15 protein-coding genes are annotated in these 18,222 nt (G+C 58.5%); all 15 read right to left on the minus strand.

The features are described 5' to 3' along the window. Window positions 1-11: 11 nt before the first annotated feature. Window positions 12-1,967: a CocE/NonD family hydrolase gene (locus HY011_04850; GenBank protein MBI3422244.1), complete on the minus strand. Its 1,956-nt coding sequence runs from the start codon at window positions 1,965-1,967 to the stop codon at window positions 12-14. A gap of 183 nt (window positions 1,968-2,150) precedes the next feature. Next, window positions 2,151-3,443 (minus strand): galactonate dehydratase, encoded by a 1,293-nt coding sequence (gene dgoD / locus HY011_04855; GenBank protein MBI3422245.1) that lies wholly within the window; start codon window positions 3,441-3,443, stop codon window positions 2,151-2,153. Window positions 3,444-3,646: 203 nt separating this feature from the next. Further along, window positions 3,647-4,834: a galactose mutarotase gene (locus HY011_04860; protein MBI3422246.1), complete on the minus strand. Its 1,188-nt coding sequence runs from the start codon at window positions 4,832-4,834 to the stop codon at window positions 3,647-3,649. Window positions 4,835-5,085: 251 nt separating this feature from the next. Next, a complete protein-coding gene (locus HY011_04865) occupies window positions 5,086-5,427 on the minus strand; it encodes a hypothetical protein (GenBank protein MBI3422247.1) in 342 nt (113 codons plus the stop codon). After that, window positions 5,424-5,699 carry a hypothetical protein gene (locus HY011_04870; GenBank protein MBI3422248.1) on the minus strand — a complete coding sequence of 92 codons (276 nt, stop codon included), beginning with the start codon at window positions 5,697-5,699 and terminating at the stop codon, window positions 5,424-5,426. Before HY011_04870 ends, HY011_04865 begins: the two co-directional genes overlap by 4 nt. Before the next feature lie 10 nt (window positions 5,700-5,709). Further along, on the minus strand, window positions 5,710-6,747 hold the full coding sequence (locus HY011_04875) for a nitrilase (protein MBI3422249.1): 1,038 nt from the start codon (window positions 6,745-6,747) through the stop codon (window positions 5,710-5,712). Window positions 6,748-6,969: 222 nt separating this feature from the next. Continuing rightward, complete coding sequence (locus tag HY011_04880; GenBank protein MBI3422250.1) at window positions 6,970-7,389, minus strand: GNAT family N-acetyltransferase; 420 nt, start codon at window positions 7,387-7,389, stop codon at window positions 6,970-6,972. A gap of 292 nt (window positions 7,390-7,681) precedes the next feature. Beyond that, window positions 7,682-8,677, minus strand: a complete 996-nt coding sequence (locus HY011_04885; protein ID MBI3422251.1) for a VOC family protein — start codon at window positions 8,675-8,677, stop codon at window positions 7,682-7,684. 76 nt (window positions 8,678-8,753) lie between these two features. Next, window positions 8,754-10,034 (minus strand): MFS transporter, encoded by a 1,281-nt coding sequence (locus tag HY011_04890; GenBank protein ID MBI3422252.1) that lies wholly within the window; start codon window positions 10,032-10,034, stop codon window positions 8,754-8,756. Between the two features lie 40 nt (window positions 10,035-10,074). After that, entirely contained in the window at window positions 10,075-11,043 is a 969-nt protein-coding gene (locus tag HY011_04895; protein MBI3422253.1) for a zinc-binding dehydrogenase, read from the minus strand. A gap of 92 nt (window positions 11,044-11,135) precedes the next feature. Then, window positions 11,136-12,368 carry an MFS transporter gene (locus tag HY011_04900; protein MBI3422254.1) on the minus strand — a complete coding sequence of 411 codons (1,233 nt, stop codon included), beginning with the start codon at window positions 12,366-12,368 and terminating at the stop codon, window positions 11,136-11,138. Window positions 12,369-12,512: 144 nt separating this feature from the next. Then, window positions 12,513-12,884: a nuclear transport factor 2 family protein gene (locus HY011_04905; protein ID MBI3422255.1), complete on the minus strand. Its 372-nt coding sequence runs from the start codon at window positions 12,882-12,884 to the stop codon at window positions 12,513-12,515. Window positions 12,885-13,165: 281 nt separating this feature from the next. After that, window positions 13,166-16,138, minus strand: coding sequence for a TonB-dependent receptor (locus HY011_04910; protein MBI3422256.1), 2,973 nt, complete (start codon window positions 16,136-16,138; stop codon window positions 13,166-13,168). Window positions 16,139-16,384: 246 nt separating this feature from the next. Continuing rightward, a complete protein-coding gene (locus tag HY011_04915) occupies window positions 16,385-17,881 on the minus strand; it encodes an amidase (GenBank protein ID MBI3422257.1) in 1,497 nt (498 codons plus the stop codon). A gap of 9 nt (window positions 17,882-17,890) precedes the next feature. Next, window positions 17,891-18,094: a hypothetical protein gene (locus HY011_04920; protein ID MBI3422258.1), complete on the minus strand. Its 204-nt coding sequence runs from the start codon at window positions 18,092-18,094 to the stop codon at window positions 17,891-17,893. Window positions 18,095-18,222 lie beyond the last annotated feature (128 nt).

The following is an 18,222-nucleotide window of genomic DNA, read 5'->3' on the forward strand; positions in this document are numbered from 1 at the left end:
GCACACGCCAACTACTTCTTCACTACCGTCAGCTTCACCTCCGACGGATACTGCCGTGCATGATGCACCGCGTTGTGCGCGACCACGCCTTTCACTTCATCGTAATTCTTCCCGCCCGTATTCAGATTCCGATCAAAGCGCGGGAAGTTGCTGCTCGACACTTCCAAACGAATGCGATGGCCCGCGTCAAAGAAATTGCTGGTCGTCATCGGTTGCAGCGTCACTTTGTAAACCTTGCCCGCTTCCATCCACACCGGCGGTTTGTCGTAACCGTCGCGGTAACGCACCCGCTGAATCGTTTCATCCAGATTGTAGGCCGTCCCATCCGGCAACACGTCAATCAGCTTGACCGTGAAATCGGTGTCCTTGGCGTCGGATGAAACATACAGCGTGACTTCAATCGGGCCGCTGACTTCCATGCCTTGCGCCAACGGTTCGCTGCTGTAAACGAGGATGTCCGGGCGCGCTTCCATCTTGCGCTGATCGAAGGCGCCGCCTTGCACAGCATTGCCTGTGCAGCAAACGTTGCCGCCATACGAAGGCACGGGGTTCATCGGGTCATAATCGAATTTGTCAGGACTGTCTGTCGCCGGAGCCGCCGCGACCAGCACGCCGTCGCCATTCAGCGTATTCGCTTTGCCGCCGCTCGCCAGATAAAACGTCAGCGGCTGCGCACCCGCCGGAGGCCAGGAGTCGGCGCTCTGCCATTTGTTGAGGCCCATCGTGTAGTAACGCACCCTCGGCATCTTTTCGAGCACGCCGTTCTGCTCGCCTTTCAAGAAGCGATCAAACCAGCCGTAAGTCAGTTCGTCGTAATTGAGCCGCGCATCGCCCATGCTGCGTTCGCCGACGATGGTGTTTTCAGTCGCACGTTTGTAGGCGCAATGCAGCGTCGGCGCGATCACGGCGTATTGCTGGTTGGCGATGTCGGGCCGCGCCGTTTTGCGCACGTGATTGTATGCCGCTAGATTCGGCCCCACCGAAACGTCGTACCAGGACATGAACCAGAAGCCGGGCACGTTGACCTTCATGTTGTCGTGCCACAAACCGCCCTTGTACCATGCCGGATCGTTGGGCGCGCGTTTGATCATCGCGCCGCCGGTATCCACCGGCATTTCATCGGCGAAAATCCCCTTTGGCCCGTCCACAGCTTTCATAATGTCCATCACCGGCAGATGCGTGAGCGCCTGCGACCAATCCACCGGCGGCAACTGTTGCGCCAGATCAAAAGCTTTCGAGGCGCGAATCAAATCTTCCTGCGTGGCATGCGGCGGCATTTGCGGGCGCACTTGATTCTGTTCGCCATACAACCAGGCGATGAACAGCATTTGCACCGCGCCGCCGCGATACCAGTTGCCCTGTTCGTAATAACCACCGACACGCCCTACACCCGCGCCAAAGCCTTGCGGGATCATCGCCGCAAAGGCCGGATTGCCTTGCGCCGCGACACCCAGTTGCCATTCGGCGGTGGATGAACAGCCAATCGTGCCGACCTTGCCATTCGACCAGGACTGTTTCGCCATCCAGGTCAGCGCGTCATCGCCATCGGTCAATGGCGGGCCGAGAATGTCGTAATTCCCTTCCGAAAAGAAATGGCCGCGTTCGTTCATTACCATGTACGCATAGCCGCGTTTGACGGCGTCGAGTTGCGTGCGCATGTCGCTCACGACGCCGTTGCGCACATCCCAGTAATTGAAGTTGTAGGGCGTGCGCGAAAAGATCGTCGAATATTTCTGCGACGTGTCTTTGGGGCGATACAGGTCAGCCGCCATGCGTTTGCCGTCGCGCATCGGGATCATCAGCTTGCGCTCGACGATGGCGACGGATTGCAACTCCGCCTCGGTCGCGTTGCGTTGGGCGAACAGTTCAGGGTTAGCCGGCGCGCGCCGTTGCCCGCTCGCGATTTGAAAGGCTGCGAACAAGCTTGTCGTAGCCAAGATGAGTGACCAGAAAATCTTTCTTCGCATGCGTCTGCTCCTGGGGAAATGGACGCCGCTAACGCGCGTCATTATTGAGAGTCTGTCCTGCCTAAAGGAGGTGAGATTACGGAACAGGCGGAAATAACGGAACAAACAGAAACAAAACTTAGCCTAAGCATCTTTTCAGTCTGTTCCGTTATTTCCGTCTGTTCCGTAATCTCTTTTCTCTTTCTACCAATCCACTACTGACCCATCATCCGGGTCATACGTTTCCTGATTGCGCCAATCGTGCCCGAGCTTGTCTTTCATGGCTTCTTCATCCAATTCGATGCCCAAGCCCGGCCCGGTCGGCAGATCAAGATAGCCATCGCGCACAGTGAACGGTTTCTTGATGTAGCCTTCGCCCAAACTCACCTGCTCCTGACACAGGAAGTTGGGAATCGAAGCCGCGATCTGCAAGCCGGCGGCCAGCGAAATCGGGCCGAGCGGATTGTGCGGCGCAATCGAAGCGTAATAAGACTCGGCCATACCCGCGATGATTTTGACTTCGGTAATGCCGCCCGCATGGCACAGGTCGGGTTGCAAGATCGTCGCCGCGCCCTTTTCCAGAATCTCGCGGAAGCCCCATTTGGTGAAGATGCGCTCGCCCGTCGCAATCGGGATGTGTGTGGTCTTTGCCAACTCGGCCATCAAATTCACGTCCTGGCAATTGATGACCTCTTCGTAAAAGAAGGGGTGGAACTGCTCCAATTCTTTCATTAGGATTTTGGCCGTGGCGGGCGGCACCGCGCCGTGGAAGTCAATACCCAAGTCGCCTTCCTTGCCGACGATCTTGCGCAGTTCTTCAAACTTGGCGGCGGCGTTATCAATCCAGGCTTTGTTTTCGATGAGGCGCGCGTTGCGGCCATTCAGCTTGGCGGGGCCGGTTTTGAAGGCGGTGAAACCTTGCGCGCGCCGCTCTTTGATCAACTCCGGCGTGCCCGCGTGCGCGTACACACGAATGCGCTGGCGCGTCGGGCCGCCGAGCAATTCATACACCGGCACGCCCAGCAGTTTGCCTTTGATGTCCCAGAGCGCTTGGTCAATACCGCTCAGCGCGCTGGTAAGAATCGGGCCGCCGCGATAAAAGGCGTGGCGGTAAATCGCTTGCCAGTGGTGCGTGATGTCACGCGGGTCTTTGCCGACCAGATACGGCGCGATCTCTTTGACCGCTTCGGCGCAGGTCAGCGCGCGGCCTTCGGTAATCGGCTCGCCCAGGCCGACCACGCCCGCGTCGGTGTGGACTTTCAGAAAGAGCCAGCGCGGTTTGACCAGAAAAGTTTCGAGCTTGGTGATCTTGACGCTTTCGCGGACGGTCGTTCGACGCGGCTGTGCTTGCGCGGTGCGCGGCGCGATGACTTCTTCGCTGTGCGCGGGCGCGGCGTTGGCATTGTTTTCTGCGGCAGCTAAACCAACCGTCACCGCCACGGCGGATTTGAGCAGCGTGCGGCGTTCCAGATCGGTATCGGGCTTTTCGGGTTTCATGGGGTTGCTCCTCTTTTCGCGACTTCGATTTGGCGGAGCCTTTGGAGTGCGGCGGCTCGACGCCGCTTTGATATACCCCTCGGTATCAGACGCAGCGAATGCGCGTATTACTGTGGTGGTCGGTTCCTGCAATTGTTCGAATTGCCGAAGGGATACCAAAGCGGCGTCGAGCCGCCGCACTCCAAAGAAACTTCGAGTCTGAATTACTGCACCGAAAACTTAAACACAGTCGTGCTCTTGAACTGTTCACCCGGCTTCAACGCGGTCGTCGGGAAGTTCGGATGATTGGGCGAATCGGGGTAATGCTGCGTCTCCAGGCAGAAGCCCGCGCGGCGCGGATAAACCTTGCCGCCCTTGCCGGTGAGCGTGCCATCCAGGAAATTGCCGGTGTAAAGCTGCACGCCGGGTTGATCGGTCAAGACTTCCAAGACGCGGCCTGTCGTGGGCTCAGTCACACGCGCGGCCAGCGCCACAGCGCCGGTGCTGTTGTTCAACACAAAATTGTGGTCGTAGCCTTTGCCAAAAACCATCTGCTGATCTTTGGCGTCGTCAATGCGCGCGCCGATGACCATCGGTTTGGTGAAATCGAGCGGCGTCCCGGCGACGGGTTTGATGTCGCCAGTCGGAATGAGCGTCTCGTCCACCGGCGTGATGCGGTCGGCATTGATTATCACTTCATGTTTGAGGATGTCGCCATTGCCCGCGCCCGCCAGGTTGAAATAGGAATGGTTGGTGATGTTCAGCACCGTCTCTTTGTCGGTCGTGGCGGCATAATCAATCCTCAATTCGTTGTCGTTGGTCACCCAATACGTCACCGTCACGTTGAGGTTGCCGGGGTAGCCTTCCTCACCGTCTTTGCTGAGATAGCTCAATTCCAAGCCCGCCGCCTTGTCAGTGGAAACGTCTTTGGCCGTCCAAAGTTTTTTGTCGAAGCCGACCTTGCCACCGTGCAAGCTGTTGGGCCCGTTGTTGACGAAAAGCTTATACGTCTTGCCGCCCAGTTTGAATTGGCCTTTGGCGATGCGGTTGGCATAGCGCCCGGCGAGCGCGCCGAAAAATGGATGCGTCTTGAGATAGCCATCCAGGTTGTCAAAGCCGAGCACGACATCGTCGAGCTTGCCAGCTTTGTCGGGCGCTTTGATGGAAACGACGATGCCGCCGTAATTAGTGATGCGGGCTTCAAAGCCTTTGCTATTTGCCAGCGTGTAAATGTCAACGGCCGTGCCGTCTGCGAGTTTTCCGAAGGGTGCTTTGGTCATGGTTGGTTTGGGCAGTGCCGCGTTCTTACTTGTGGCAGCCGGTGTCGCGCGCTCGTCTTTCTTGGGCGGATCGCAGGCCAACGCGCCGAGCAGCAGGGCTGTGCAGCATGTTGGTATGAGACAGCGGTTCATCAATCGGTTCATTGCGTCGTCTCCGTGGTGTTGGATTGTCTTGCGGGAATTGATTTTGTGCAGGCGTAAGGTAGCGCGTGCGCGCGGTTGCGGCAAGGCTTGGCTGGGAATACTGCCAGGGGAAAGCTGATTTACTGGCTGGCGCGTTGCGCGTTGGCCCCCGTTCAGCAAGCGGGCTGCAATGAACCAGCCAGCGGCCAGACGCCGCTGAGCGCCAGTACGAGAAAAATTCTTTTCATTTTGGTTTTCCGTTAAATGGTTTGCGTGCGCACCGTCTTTTTAGCGCCGCGCCGCGCCAGCACCGCGATGGCTTTGGGCTTGGCTTGTTTGGCGATGCGCAGCGCCAAGCGTGCTTCCTGTTGCAGCCGTTCTTCGATCCAACGGCAGATCATGGTTTGATACCCGGACTCGCCCGTCACTTCGGCCAGCGCCTTTAACTGCGTGACCAGTGCTTCGGGCAAGTGGAACAGCACCGGCTGGTAGCTGGTGGCGTGCGCCATTAGCTCATCCAGGTCTGCCGGATTCATTTGATGGTACGCCTCTTCGAGTTGTGCGCGCTCGACGGCGGCTAGCTCACGAATTTGTTTCTTCATTTCTTTTTCTTCTTCGGTTGCAAATCCCAACCAGTGAAAATCCGGGCTAACCCGTGCCCTTTATCCTCAAAGACTAGGCGCAGCCGACGGCCACGATTCGTCCTGCCATCCAAAATGTACACCGCTTCAGCGCGCCGTTCATCCCGCACCCTGTCATAGATGTGTTCGAAACACTCCTCCGCTTCCTCTGGCTCAATCCCGTGATCGCGTAGATGCTGGACGTTGCCATTCTTCCTGTTTTCATCGTCCCATTCAAATGTATCCCAGCGCATGGCACGTTCCTCACTCCCTAATCACCCCGGCCTTGACCAATTTCTCAATCGTCTCTTTTTGGGTATTGATGAAATGGCTGCGTTCCGGTTGCACATCGAGCATATTGTTGGCGGGATAATGGTGATGTTCGGCGTAGCTGGCCGCATACGCCTCGAAGCGTTGGCGCGCCAGCATGTTTTCCATGCCGGGCCGTTGGCGGAAGCGCCGCAACGCCACTAGATCAAGCTCCGCCGTGGCGGCCCAGCTTTCGCCCCAACCGGTTTTTGTGAGCACGAGGCCCTGATAATCCACGATCTTCGAACCGCCGTCGGTGGAAGCATCCGGCACCGGCGTGCCCAGATAACCGCCCGAATTGGTGGAAATGACATAAGCCGAATTTTCGATGGCGCGCGCAATCGTGCAGACCTCTTTGATGCCTTTGGCCGTTTCGTTCGCTTGCGAAGAGCTGTGCAGAAAGATTTCGGCCCCGCGCATCGCATGGCAACGCGCGATTTCGGGATAGAGAATTTCTTCCGAGGCAATCGCCGCAAAATTGCCGAAAGGCGTTTTGGCCACGGGGAAAACACCGTCCAGCCCGTACACATCCAGATACTTGTCCCAGACATCGTGCGGCGTCGGCGCAAACATGGAATTCAAGCGGCGGTACCGCAGCACGACATTGCCGGAGGGTTCGATGAGAAACGAAGTTTGGAAGTAAAGGCCGGGAAATTTCGGATCAACTTCGTAATTGTTGCCCGCGAGATAGAGTTTGCCTGCCTGCGCGATTTTGCCCAGCCCTTCGTATTCGGGGCCGTTCATTTCGAGCGCAGCCTTGTCGGCCCAAGCGGAAATGGATTCGCCCCAAGGAAAGCCCGAGAGAAAATACTCCGGGAAAACGGCCAGTTTGAGATCATCGCCAAAAAAACCGGACGCCGTCAGGGTTTGTGCGTGCAGCCGTTCGATGGATTTTTTCATCACCAGGCGCGCTTCGGCCTTGTCCTTGATCATGCTAACGGCTTGACACTTCACCTGCATGCAGATTGCGCGATAGGCCGTGGTGGTCGTCATTGCGTTAATTCCTTTCGCCTGCCCGGCAACGGTGGTATTCAGGGTGGGAAGAAGTTTGTCGGAGGACATCTCTGGAATCAGCCAGCGGGTGCCCGTTGCAGCGAGCGCTTATTTCAAAAAGACGTGCCGTGGCTGATTTGGTTTCGATGATTTCCTGGCACGGTTGCGCTTCGTCATAAAACTTTTGGTGCAATGGGGTCTAGTCCAGAACAGCATTGGCGTTCAGCCTAGAAATTTGCACATCACCAGTGAAGCGCCCGTTCGCCTCAGGGTTTCAAACCCCACCCGTTGATAGAGCCGCGTTGCCGGATTGTCGGCTGACACGCTCAGCGACACAGCGCGATAGCGCATTTGGGCGTGGGCCAGCAACGCCCTTAACAACGCCGCGCCGAGGCCGCGCCCGCGCTGTTCCGGCACGACGGCGAGCGTTAATTCCGGCGTCGCCGCATCCACATAACCGTAGCCTTGCGGCAGCAACCGTAGCCAGGCTGCGCCTACTGCTCGCCCGGCGGTTTCAGCAAGTAAGGCAAAATCAGCGGGGCGGCCCCACTCAACCAAATACTGGCTGATTTCGGGTTGCTGCAAGATCGCGCGCGGAAAGGGCGGTTGCCCCGGCGGCACGTGCAAGGCTTGATAAAGCATCTCCCACAAGAAGGGTTCATCGGTCACTGCCGCCGCGCGGATCGTGAAGTTCATTTTGATCAATCGGACTTACGCCACAACACGAAGCATAGCCACAGAGGCACAGAGCAAGCACATTGTTATGGGAGATATTGCAATGACCCGATTATTCTTTGCGCTTGCCCGCTCGCTTTCGTTCCTCACTCTTTCTCTCTTGCTCTGTGTCTCTGTGCCTCTGTGGCAAACTTCTGCGTAAGTCCTGATAAAAACAGCTTCCGAGGGACATACGCCTCTCCGTGTGCGTACCCAGGCTTCAACGCGATGACACCGGCCCCGTGGCGGGCGCCATGCATTCCAACAACTCACCGCCCGGCGCACGTATGACCAGCGCTTTGACGCGGCCATAGCAGGGCCGGTCAATCGTGGCGGGGCCGCGGATGACGCTCACTCCGGCGTGGCGGCAGGCGGCCTGCAACTGATCCACATCCGGCGTCATCACGCTCATCATCCAAAAGCCCAGCCGCATCCCATCGGCATCGCGATTGCGATCCAGCGCGGGCGGCGTGCCGGGCGGCGGCGTCAATTGCAACAATTCAAATTTGCCCGTCCAGTTGCCGCCGGATGTCAGCAGCGCCATTTGCACGCGCGTGCTGGCAGGCATGCCCAACATCGTCGCAAAAGGTTCGCCCGTTTGATCCAGCGTCACGGCGACGCCCAGCCCCAGCGCATCACGATAAAACGCCAACGATTCCGCCAGCGAAGGCACGACCGCGCCCATCGTGGCCAGCGGTTCGCCAAACAACGGCGCGGTTTCGTCAACTGGGCCGACTTGCAACAGCGTCAGCCGTTCACCGGAGACCAGGTTAATCATGACTTCCCGGATTTGCTTGCCGCCCGCCTCATAACTGTGTGGGGCCGAGATGGTCAGGGCGCCCAAGTCGCGCACGGCCTCAATCGCGCGGTCGAGGTGGTTGGTTTTCAGATTCAAGGTGAACCAGCCGTAATCCCAGGGGCGATTCGGATTGCGCAACGGCTCGGAGGTTTGGCCCGTCAGTTCGACCAGATCGAGCATGCCGAAATTGTCGCCGGGTTTGCCCAGCCGCAAACAACGCACCTGCCGCGCATTCAAACCCCACAGGCGGCGCGTTTTGTCGGTGAGCATGTCGGTCTCACTCAACGCCTGCAGGCCCAGCAGCTTTTCATAAAACGGGCGCGCCTGTTCGATGGTCTGCACGCGGATGACAGCGCTTTTGATCGCGCTGATGACGGGGCCGCTGGTCGCAGCAGCCGTGGACATAGATGGGGGCATTCGTAAAGTTCTCCTTGTTAAGCGAGCGTGTAGTCTAGGTCGTCTGACCTAACAACTCGCTTGCGAATGTTGCGCGCTAATCCAGTTCATGTATTTCGGCGGGAAGTGCGAGGAAGAATAAGCCGGAAACGAAGATGGAAGCAATCCCGCAGATTGAATAGGCCCAATTCCAGCCCAACCGCTCCACGGCAAACCCCAAGGCCAGCGGCCCATAGGCCACGCCCAGATTTACCGCCAGCGAGCCTGCAAACGTTACCCCCGTCGCCCGCAAGCGCGTCGGAAAGTTCTCGGCAATGAAGGTGAATTTGACCGCCGTCGTGCCGTAAAAGAAAAACGTCATCAGGCAATAACTAATCAATACCGCCCACCAGGAATGTGCCAGCCAGATCATTACGGCAAACGACAGCGCGCCCAATTGCGCCCAAATGATGATGACGTTGCGCCGCTTGAGCAGGAATTCGCCGACATACGCCGAGACGATGTAACCCAGCGAACCCACCGCGTAAGACAACCCCACGATTGCAATCGCATCTTTCGGCTGCCACAGCCGCGCCTTTTGAAAGTACAGATTCAGCCACAGCGTCGTGCCGTAGGCGAAGACATGGAAGAATTCGCCCAGAAAAAGCATTGCGGTTTTGAAGCGCAGTTGCGGGCCGAACAATTCTTTGAAGCGCGGCGCCTGGATGGCGGATGGCGGATGGCGGATGGCGGATTGGGCGGCCTCGAAGGCTTTGGTCTCGCGCAGATATTTGGCGATCAGCAGAAAATACGGAATGCTGAGCAGGCTGATAAAGAACGCATAGCGCCACGCGCCCGCCAACCAGGCGTCCTGCCCCACCAGTTTGATCACGGCCAAACACGCCAGCGAAGCCAAAGCCCAGCCCAGCGGATAGCCGATCTGCAAAATGCCCGATAACAAGCCGCGATATTTTGGCGGCGCTTCTTCGACCACGATGGTGCCCGTCACCGGCGATTGAATGCCGCCCGTCGCAAAGCCGAGGGTGCGCAACGTCAGCACTTGCCAGGTCGTGCGCGCCCAAAACATCGTCGCCACAAAGAACGAGCCGACAATCATCGAAAGCATAAAGACGCGCTTGCGCCCCACGCGATCCGTCAGCACACCCAACGCCGCAATGCTCGCTCCGGCGATGGTGAAGACGATGGCCGAATAAAGACCCGCCTGTTGCGGCGTCCAGCCAAAGTGCGTGAGCAGTTGCGGAAAGACGTATTGGTACAACGCCTGATCCATGTTTTCGAGGCTGACGCCGCACAGACAAATGAGAAAGGCGGTGCGCGGATAGCCGCGCACCGCTTGCATGAAATCGCGCCGTCTTGAAAGCGGGGTTGAGGATGACATTGAATCTTTCGCCTGTGAAAGACGGGCGTGTTTGATTGCCTTACGGCACCGACAAAATGACCTTCCCGAAATGCGTGCGCGCATCAATCATCTCGTGCGCCTTACCGACTTGTTTCAATGGCAGCACGCAATCCACCACCGGTTTGAAAATCCCGCCCGCGAACAATGGCAACGCCTGCGCGCGGAACTCCGGTAAGGTGACGGTGAAATAAGCCGGACTCGACGTGATGCTGATGCTCAGCAATTGCAGGTTCTTCATCCCAATCGCCAGATCGAAGCTGATGACGCGCCCGCCCGTCGTGCCGTACATAATGACCTTGCCGTCCATCGCCATCACATCCCACAGCGTTTGTGCCGTCTCGGCGCCGATGGTCATCATCCCGACATCAATGCCTTTGCCGCCCGTGTCTGCCTGCACGCGCTTGGCGACGTCTTCGGTCTTGTAGTTGTAGGCCGCATCCGCGCCCCAGGCCAACGCCTTTTGCACTTTGTCATCACGGCTGGCCGTACCCGCAACCCAGGCGTTGCGCCACTTGGCGATTTGCAGCGCCGCGCTGCCGACGCTGCTGGCGACAGCTTCGATCAGGACGCGCTGGCCCGGTTTCAATTGCGCGACGGTAATCAGCCCGTGCCAGGCCGTCAGCCAGCCCACGGGAATCGCCGCGCCCTGCTCAAACGTCAGGTTATCCGGCAGATGCAGCGCGTGCTCCGCGCCCATCAAGACTTTTTCGGCGTGCGAACCGCGCGCGCGACCAAAGACGCGGTCGCCCGCTTTGAAGCCGGTCACGCCCTCACCCACGGCTTCGACCACGCCCGCCGATTCCATGCCCATGACGAAGGGCAATTCCTGGCCGAAAAAGTTACCGGCGCGCATGCGCGTCTCGGCGAAGTTGATGCCCGAAGCTTTGACGCGCACGAGCAACTGCCCCGGCCCCGGCACGGGATCGGGCCATTCTTCCAACTTCATCGCGTCAATACCGCCAAATTCATGAACCACAATTGCTTTCATTTTTGCTCCTCAAGATAACTGCCGCTGATTAACGCGGAATGACGCCGATGAAAGGCCTATCGGCGTTGCTCTGCGTCCATCTGCGGCTAGATTCACGCTGCAATTGCCTCCACTTCCAACCCCGAAGGCAACGGCTTCAATGCTAAAAAGACCAGCCCGGATAAAAACAGCGGCACGACGGCGAAACATGAGAACGCCCAGTTCCAACCGATGTGCCGCACCGCATACGCTACCATTAACGGCCCTAGCGCGCTGCCCAGCGTGACGGCGAATGAACCGCTAAACGCCAGCCCCGTCGCCCGCAAGCGCGTCGGAAAGTGTTCGCCGATGAAGGCGAATTTGACCGCCGCCGTGCCGTAAAAAAACATCGTCATTAGTGCATACGCCACCAATACCGCGCTCCAGGTCGAAGCCAGCCAGAGCAGCGCGAGAAACGCCAGCGTTCCCAGCCAGGCCCAGAGGATGATCGTGTTGCGCCGCGTCAACACGAATTCGCCGACTAAAGCCGCGAAGATGTAACCCAGAATCCCAATGCCGTTAGCGATGCCCGAAAGATAGCCCGCTTGGATGACTTCAAAGCCGCGCGCTTCGTGCAAGTACGTCGGCAGCAAAAACGCCGAACCGCCGTAAGCGATGACGAAGAGAAACTGCCCGAACCAGAGCGTGACGGTGCGCCGCCGCATCTCTGGCGTGAACAATTCGCCTAGGCGTTCAAACGGGCGGCGCTTAGCCAACGCTGCTTGCTGTTGAGCAAAGCGCTGCGGTTCGCGCAAAAAGAAGCGCACCACCAACACCAGCGACAGGCTCAACAAACCCAGCAAAAATACGCCGCGCCAGCCGTAATGCCGTTGCAGCGGCGCGGCCAAAAACGGCGCGATGAACCAGCCGAAGGGATAGCCCGTTTGCAAGAATCCGGCGTACAGGCCGCGATACCGCGCGGGCGCTTCCTCCGCCACAATCGCGCCCGTCACCGGATAGAGCAAGCCGCCGGTGGCAATACTCAAGCCGCGCAACAGCGTAATCATTTCGACGCTACGGGCCAACGAATGCAGGGCGATGATGATGCCCGACGCGACCAGCGCGAATTGAAACATCGTCTTGCGCCCAAATTTATCGGCCATCGAGCCAAGCCAGACAATCAGCACGCTGCCGATCAGGAACGACACCGCCAGGATGCGCCCGGCGACTTCGATGCCGAAGCCGAAGTCTTTGCGCAGCAGCGGCAGCACGTAACCAAACAGCGCCAAGTCCATCTGGCTGGCCGCGTATGCAAGCAAGCAAATCAGGAAGGCGACGACGGGATAGTTTTTGGATTGCTCTGTCATTGACGATTGCTCAGCCCTGGGTACGCACCGCTTCCAGCGTGCAGGCGTGGCGTCAAACCGGCTAATGCTGAAAGGAAACCCCTTCCGGCATCATTACTGTCTGAGGCCCCGGCCGCACGCTGGAAGCGATGCGTACCCAGGGCCTCAATTCGATTTGCCATCGCTGCCAAAGTATTCGCGCGCCGCCACAATCTGTTCGCCGCGAATGTCCCATGAAATCGTCACGCGGTTTTTGTATTCGGCCCCGCGCAAGTGGCCTTCGTTGCGAAACTCGAAGATGAACGTCGTCTCGCTCGCCGCGACGCGCATGACTTCGGTGATGGTCAGACAGCCGCCAAAAGCCTCGGTCACCAAGTGGAAAAACGCTTCGCCTTGGGCCTTGCCAACACTCAGGCCCTGAAACTTGCCGTGCGGAAAATAGAGCGTGAAATCATCGGCCAGCAGTTCAAAAAACGGCGGCCACTCGCCCGTGGCCAACGCCGTTTTGAACAGCGCCAACGCGCGCGTGCCAACCATCAGCACATGCGCGACTTTCACTGGATCGAATTGGATTGGGAGGGAGGGATCAGGATTCGAAAATTGGTTCGTTGACACGGGCGTCATTGAACCAGAGCGCACGCTGTGCGGCAAGCAAATCGAAATCAAAGCCCGCAAAACTAGGGAAAAAGAATTTGCCGCAGAGGCACAGGGACACGGAGTGAACGCAACAGGGTAAGCTTGAGCTCTCTCTTTTTACTCTGCCTGGCTCTGTGACTCTGTGACTCTGTGGCAACCGTCTTGTTCCAACGCCGTGACGGTTATTTGCCGAAAACTTTCAGCAAATTGAATGCTTCGACCGTGAAGCCGACGCTTAGGCTGCGGCCCCGCGCTGCCGTGTATTGGAACGGCTCGGCGTAAAACTTATCGCTCAGATTGTCGAGCGCCAGATTCAGCGACAGCCGTCCGTTCTCGCGATACCATGAATAACCGCCGCGCGCGCTGTAGGTCGTCACCCCCGCCAATGAGCGCATGGTGAAATAGCCGAAGCGCAGGAAGTTTTCCTGCAAGTCGGGATCGAGCCGGTGAATGCGCGTGCGTTGCCGGGCGTTCAATTCGGCGAACAGGCGACCCTTCGGTTCCTGATAACGCAACGTCGTCGAAGCCATAAACGGCACGATGCGCTCAAAGGGCACGTCGGTATAAACCGAGGCGGGCACACCCGTCAGCGGGCAATTCGCGCCGCCCGTGCTGGCCGAGCGCGTCCCGAAGTTGAAAAAGTTGCTGCCGACATAGCTGTTGTACACCGCCTGGCGATCCAGCGCGCAACGCTGCGCATACGTCGGCGTCAGGTCTTGGCCGTGCTGCCAACTCATGTTGCTCGACAGATTGAGCGAACCGGCGCTGCCCAGACTGATCGGCACTTCAAATTCGGTTTCCAACCCTTGCGAACGCGCGCGGCCCGTGTTGCGGCGCTGCACCCAGAAGGCAAAGCCGAAGTTCGTCCCCAACTCTTGGTTGATGCGCGCGGTCACGCTGCCGGGGCCACCCGCCTGCAAGATCGGCGCGCTCTGCTCGATGAAGTTGGTGTAGGTGTTGTTGTAATAGGTCAGCCCGGCGCGGAAGTATTTCTTCGTGACCTTGAGGCCCGTGTCCACATTGACGCCGCGTTCCGGTTTGATATTGGCGTTGGGATAAAACACGAACGCGAACGTGCCTTGATTGAAGACGCGGAAGAAGAAGGTTTCGATCAAGGCCGGAATGCGCACGCTGTTGCCGACGCGGCCAAACAGCGTCACGCCGTTCATGGGCCGCCCGATCAGCGCCAGACTGCCGGTGTGCGCGTTGTTGGTAAAAGACACATCGCCTGTGCCGTTGACGACCGGCGCGATGGGCGTCGCGCCGCTCAGGTCAATGCCGTCGGGCGCGGGGCCGGCGATGGCCGCCTTGCCCCCGGCGAGCGGGAAGCCGGGCGCTTGAAAAACCTTGCTGGTGAAATGGCTGAAACGGTAGCTCAGCGAAACTTTCAGCCAGCGCGTGATGTCCTGTTCATCCGCAAAAAACAGCGCGCTTTCCTGGTTGTAGCTGTCCGCCGTGCCTTTGCCTGCAATGACCGGGATGGCGGTGTTCAACGTATAACCGGCGAAGGGCGAAAAGACCGGCACCGTGCGGCCCGGCGTGCCCGGCGTCGTGTTGTAAACGCTGCTATTCAATTCGTCGCCCGATTTGTCGCGCCAGAATTGATAACCGGCGATCAGGTTGTTTTTCGGGATCAACTGGAAGGTCGCCTGCACGTCCGCACCGTTGGTGACGACGACTTGTTTGTTAAAGGTCAAGGCCGACGGGCGGGTGACCGTTTGAAAGATCGCCTGATTCGCCGCCGTACAATTGGCGGCGGATTCAAACAGCCCGCGAATGCAGGGCGGGCGCACGGCGGGCGTCACGAGCGTGATGTTGTCAATCGGGCGCACCAGCTTCTGATAGTAATAACCACCGGCCAGCCGTTTGAGCGCGCCGCCGAATTCGACGCCGTTATAGCGCGCGCCATACTTGTCGTTCTTCTCAAACGAAGTCCATTGCAGATCGTGCCAATAGGCCGGGGCTTGCACCGGGAAGCCGTAATAACCCAGCCGGTTGTTTTGTGCTTTTAAGCGGATCGAATGCTTGTCCGCCGGGTGCAACCACATATTCCAAAACCCGTTCGCCCCGTGGCTGAGCGAGTTTTGCACCGTCGTGCGCGTGCTGTTTTGCGGCACGCCGAGGCCGAAGTTTTTCACGAAGCTATCGCTGATTTCGAAATCCTGGCGGCTGGTGTTGCTGTTCGACAGATACTTCAATTCATCCTGCTGCTTTTTGATCGCGGCCAGGCCGATGTCGCTGCCGTTGCCCGGATCGCCGAAATGATAGTTGTCGAAACGATAGAGCGTGCCCGACCAATTGATGGCGAATTTGGGATTGGACAGATTGACAGTGACATTGCCTTTGCGCCCGGTTTCGTTGGTGCTGTAGAGGCCCTGGAATTTGCCGCCCAGCAGCCAGCCCTTGTCAGGTCGCGCGGGTTCTTTGGTCGTGAAGTTGACCGTGCCGGTCAGCGAATCGGTGCCGTAAAGCGACGAACCCGCGCCCGCGACGACTTCGACGTTCTCGATGTTAAAGGTGTCAATATAACTGCCGAGCGACGCGCCGAAGGTTTGAATCTCGGTGCGCGAATTGTTGACGCGTTCGCCATCCACGACCAGCAAGACGCGGCTCGCCTGCAAGCCGCGCAGGTTGGGCGAACTGAGCGGTGAGTTGCTATTGAAGACAAACAGGCTCGGCACGTCTTTCAAAATTTCGCCGGGGCTGACCGGCAATTTCTCTTCAATGGTCTGCGCCGTTTCAGTCGAGACGTTGAGCGGCGTATCCTGATCGGCGCTCAAACCGCGCGACGCGGTGACGTTCATCACTTCTTTGATATTGCCGGGCGTCAACTCGAAATTTTCGGTGACGGGCGCGTTCTCGACCTTGATCGTCTTGCCCAGATCGTTATAGCCAGGCGCCTTGACGACCAGCCGGTATTGCCCGGCGGCGACATCGCTGAAGCTGTATTTACCGTTGGCATCGGGGCGCGCCGTGCGCACATTGCTCGCAGCCAGATTGATCAACTCGACCGTCGCGGTGATGACGGCGGCCCCGGCCGTATCGTTGACGGCGCCAGTGACGCTTCCCTGTTGCGCCAGCACGGCCTGCGCGGCAACACAGCTCAATGCGAGTAGCAGGCTGGCGCGCAGGACATGCCATAAAGTTCGTTGCATGGTGAATTCTCCTGTTGAAGGTTTTCCTGCTGTGTGTGCACAGACCTGACGCGGGAGACAGGGAATCCAGGCCCGTAGCAGGAAGATTACAATAAGGGCAAGCTCTAAACTTAGAGAACAGCAGGAATGCTTAGACGGGTGCTTGGGGTAACCCGGCGCTGTCCGCTTTTGGATGACATAACTATCAGACGGTTCTTACGCCGTCACAGTCTCGTGAGCTTTACCAGTATTCGATTACAACCAAAATCAAAGTTTTGGACGGCGAGCCGCCCAGGGTTGCGCCTTTTCAAGCTGCGCGGCCAGCCGAAAAAGCGTCGCCTCATCACCAAAGCGTGCCGAAAACATCAGCCCCAGCGGCAGGCCATCGCGCGTCCATGACAATGGCACTGACATCGAGGGTTGACCGGTTACGTTATAGAGCGACGTATACGGACTGAACTCCGTCACCTCTTTGGTAAAGCTTGCTATGCTTTCCGGCGTTAGGCTCAAGACGCCCAGCTTCACCGGCGGCTTCGCCAGTGTGGGGTTCAAAATAACATCATAGTGCTGCTGGAACTTCGCCATTACCAACCCAACCTGATGACAAGCCGCAATCGCGCGCGAATATGCGATGCTCGTGCTGGCGCGGCCCGCCTGCATCATCGCCCAGGTCACCGGTTCGACATCCTGCTCGGTTAAAGGACGCCCCAACGTTTGCGCGGCGTCATCCAAGGTGCGCGCCAGCGAAACCTGCAAGACGGTCAGAAACGCGGCCCGCATGGCCGCGCCATCCAGCGGCAGCGGCTGCTCTTCGACCGTGTGGCCCAGCGACTCGCACAACTTGGCCGCGTCCAGCGCAGCTTGCTTGCACTCGGCAGCCAACGGCGTCCCGCTCGGCGTTTCGAGCATTAACGCAATCCGCAACTTGCCTGGCGGCGTACCAACCTCTTGCAGAAAAGGTCGCGCAGGCGACGGCGAAAAGTACGGCGAACCCAATTCCATGCCCGCTGTTGCATCCAGCAACGCCGCACTGTCACGTACTGAAATCGTCAGCGCGTGATGATGCGAACAGCCGTTCCAGCCTTCAAACTGCGCCGGCCCCATTGGCACCCGCCCGCGCGTCGGTTTCATCCCGAACAGGCCGCAACACGAGGCCGGGATGCGAATCGAACCGCCGCCATCGCTGCCGTGCGCGGCGGGCAGGATACGCGCCGCCACCGCCGCCGAAGTCCCGCCTGACGAACCACCGCTCGTGCGTGCCAAATCCCAGGGATTGTGCGTTTGTCCATACACGGCGGATTCCGTCGTCGTCGTCAACCCCAATTCCGGCGACGTCGTTTTGCCGAAGATCACCAGCCCGGCCTGTTTGTATCGCTGCACCAGCGTGCTGTCGTAAGTCGCGACTGAATTCCTCCACAAACGGCTGCCCGCTGACGTGATCGTGCCGATCAGATACTGGCCCAAATCTTTTAGCGCAAAGGGCACCCCGTGAAACGGGCCTGGCGGCAAGCCTTGTTTGATTTGCGTTTCGGCCTGGTCAAAGAAAAGCTGGCTAAAAGCATTGAGCTTTGGATTGACCGCTTCTAAGCGCTGCCGCACGGCGTTGAGCAATTCGAGCGGCGTGATCTGTTTTTTGGCAATCAGTGCGGCCAAACCCAGCGCGTCATATTTATCGTATTCGGCGGCCAAGCCGGACAGTCCGCCGCCCAGCGTCGCGCCGACGCCCGCGGCGACAGTAGTTTTGAGCATTTCACGTCTCGGCATTTTCATTTCTCAGGCCGTGCGCGCTGCCAACCGCCGCCGCGCAAATCCGCTGAAGCCATACAGGCAATAGAGCAGCGCAATGCCGTACACGAGCAGCGCCGCCTTGTGATAGCCGGTCAACGCCACCGTGCTGGGGCGTTGCACCAAGACTGCCCAAAACATAAAGCCGATGAAGGCCAGCGTTTCGAGCCAGAAGAGCCAGAGCATCAGCATCTTTTCTCCCACATCGCCGCTGCGTGGGACAAGCTGGCAGCCTTGTCATTACACACATTTTTTGATTTGGCTCGAAGCCAGAATTTTCGAGGTTTCTTTGAGAAAAGTGGCACCTCTCTTGGCTCCGG

Source organism: Acidobacteriota bacterium (genome assembly GCA_016196035.1).
Classification (GTDB): domain Bacteria; phylum Acidobacteriota; class Blastocatellia; order RBC074; family RBC074; genus JACPYM01.